Here is a 2,364-nt window from a genome sequence, read left to right on the forward strand (position 1 = left end):
GCCGGCCCGGGCGATCGGGCGGGGCGCAAGCGCGGCGCGGCCCGCGGCGGGGCGGGCCGCGCCGCGGTCGTTGGCGCGACGGTTACGGCGTGATCACGATCTTGCCGGTCACCTTGCGCGCTTCCATGTCCTTGAGCGCCTGGGGCGCCTGTTCCAGCGGATATCGAGCCGAGATATGCGGGCGGATCTTGCCTTCCTTCATCCAGCCGAGCATCTGCGCCATGTTGGCCTGGTTGGCCTTGGGCTCCCGCCGCGCGAAATCGCCCCAGAACACGCCCACCAGCGACGCCCCCTTGAGCAGCGCCAGATTCAGCGGAATCTTTGGAATCTCGCCATTGGCGAAGCCCACCACCAGATAGCGGCCGCGCCAGGCGATCGAGCGGAATGCCGGCTCGGCGTAGATGCCGCCGACCGGATCGTAGATGACATCGGGGCCCTTGCCGTCGGTCAGCGCCTTGATACGTTCGCGCAGGTCTTCGGTGGTGTAGTTGATCACGGCGTCCGCGCCATGCTCCTTGCAAACCGCGAGCTTTTCGTCGGTCGACGCCGCGGCAATCACGCGCGCACCGATCGCCTTGCCAATCTCGATGGCGGCCAGCCCGACGCCACCGGCCGCGCCCAGCACCAGCATGGTTTCCCCGGCTTTCAGTTCGCCCCGGTCGACCACGGCGTGGTGCGAGGTGCCGTAGGTCAGCGTGAACGCGGCGGCCACGTCGAAGTCGATGCCGGGCGGCATCGGCACCACCGCTTTCGCCGGCGCCTTGGCCTGCGTGGCGAAGGCGCCATTGCCCAGGTAGGCGATGACCTTGTCGCCGGGCTTGACGTGCGTGACACCCGCGCCGACCGCGTTGACCACCCCCGCAAGCTCCGAACCTGGCGAGAAGGGCAACTCCGGCTTGGCCTGGTACTTGTTCTGGATGATGAGCACATCCGGGAAATTCACGCCGGCGGCCTTCACGTCGATGACCACTTCGCCGTCGCCCGGCGTCAGGTCGGGAAGCGTTTCCAGCGATAGCGAGTCGGGCGGTCCCCAGGCTTTACACAGTACGGCTTTCATCTTGTCTCCAGTTGTGATGGGGTCATGTCGTGCAGCTGTCATGTACGCGGCAGGCCTGCAGGCTGCGGGCAAGTGTAGCGCAAGAAAAGCACGGTCGTTCTGTCGAAAAAATCGCTGCATGTCGCCCATTCGGGCGCCGCATGGCCGTGTCGCAGGGGCGGGCGTTTGTCCCGTTTGCGGTGCATGCGCGGTGCCGCCAGCGACGCCTTGCTCAGGTACAATCGCGGCCATGCATATCCTTCTTGCCAACGATGACGGCTATCTCGCGCCAGGGCTGGCCGTCCTGCATGCGGCACTCGCGCCCCTGGCGCGCGTGACGGTGATCGCCCCCGAACAGAATCACAGCGGCGCGTCCAATTCGCTGACGCTGCAACGGCCGCTGTCGGTCTTCGAGGCGCGCGAAGGTGTGCAGAAAGGTTTCCGCTTTATTAACGGCACGCCGACGGACTGCGTGCACGTGGCCTTGACCGGCCTGCTCGAAGACCGGCCCGACCTGGTGGTCTCGGGCATCAACCAGGGACAGAACATGGGCGAGGACGTGCTCTATTCGGGCACGGTAGCCGCGGCCATCGAAGGGTATCTGTTCGGCATTCCGTCCATTGCATTCTCGCAAGTCGACAAGGGTTGGGAACATGTCGATGCAGCGGCGCGCGTCGCCCGCGAGATCGTCGAGCGCGTGATCGCACAACCGCCAGTCGAGCCGTTCCTGCTGAACGTGAACATTCCAAACTTGCCATACGAGCATTTGCGCGGACATCGTGCCACGCGGCTGGGCAAGCGCCATCCGTCCCAACCGGTCATCACGCAAGTCAATCCGCGCGGCGAGACGAATTACTGGATCGGGCCCGCTGGTGACGCGCGCGACGCCAGCGAGGGCACCGATTTCCATGCGACGGCCAACGGCTATGTCTCGCTGACCCCGCTGCAACTGGATCTGACCCACCGCGGCCAACTTGAGCAGATTGCGCAGTGGTTGGGGTGAGCGTGTCATCGTCGGGCGCGTTTCGGCCGTTCTTTCGCGTCTGCTATACGCGCCATGTGCGCCGCCGCGCTGAAGTCTGCAGTCTCGCCGTGTCTTGCCTGATTTTTCATCCTGTTCTTGCGTCGCAACCGAAATGAGTTCCACGCCGCGCCGATCCCGCTTTCCGCTGCCGCTCGATGCGGTGGTCGAACGCAAGCCCGCGCCTGCACGCACCGCTGGATTGCCGGCGGTGGGCAAGCGCGCGGCCGCGCCGGCGCCGGCCACGGTCAAGCCGCGCAAGCCTGCCGCTCCGCCACTGGCGCCGCCTGCGCCCGGCAGCGCGGTG

Annotated in this window: 2 protein-coding genes and 1 pseudogene; 2 read left to right on the forward strand and 1 reads right to left on the reverse strand. The window is 66.2% G+C overall.

What is annotated here, in order from left to right; translation table 11 throughout:
* Positions 1 to 82 precede the first annotated feature (82 nt).
* The gene (locus tag F7R19_RS29425; protein WP_150982958.1) at positions 83 to 1,057 is read right to left on the reverse strand and encodes an NADPH:quinone oxidoreductase family protein; all 975 of its coding nucleotides are present in this window, start codon (positions 1,055 to 1,057) and stop codon (positions 83 to 85) included.
* Between the two features lie 229 nt (positions 1,058 to 1,286).
* On the opposite strand from F7R19_RS29425, the gene surE reads away from it, so the two are divergent.
* Positions 1,287 to 2,039, forward strand: a complete 753-nt coding sequence (gene surE, locus F7R19_RS29430) for a 5'/3'-nucleotidase SurE (protein WP_150982959.1) — start codon at positions 1,287 to 1,289, stop codon at positions 2,037 to 2,039.
* A gap of 133 nt (positions 2,040 to 2,172) precedes the next feature.
* Positions 2,173 to 2,364: pseudogene (locus F7R19_RS29435) on the forward strand (protein-L-isoaspartate(D-aspartate) O-methyltransferase); the annotation flags it as partial.

Origin of the sequence: Cupriavidus pauculus, from assembly GCF_008801835.1 — a bacterium.
GTDB classification, from domain to species: Bacteria; Pseudomonadota; Gammaproteobacteria; order Burkholderiales; family Burkholderiaceae; genus Cupriavidus; species Cupriavidus pauculus.

What these genes read in the sequence shown, in the direction of transcription:
- F7R19_RS29425 (WP_150982958.1), bottom strand. Translation starts at nt 1,057, where the DNA reads ATGAAAGCCGTACTGTGTAAAGCCTGGGGACCGCCCGACTCGCTATCG.
- surE (WP_150982959.1), top strand. Translation starts at nt 1,287, where the DNA reads ATGCATATCCTTCTTGCCAACGATGACGGCTATCTCGCGCCAGGGCTG.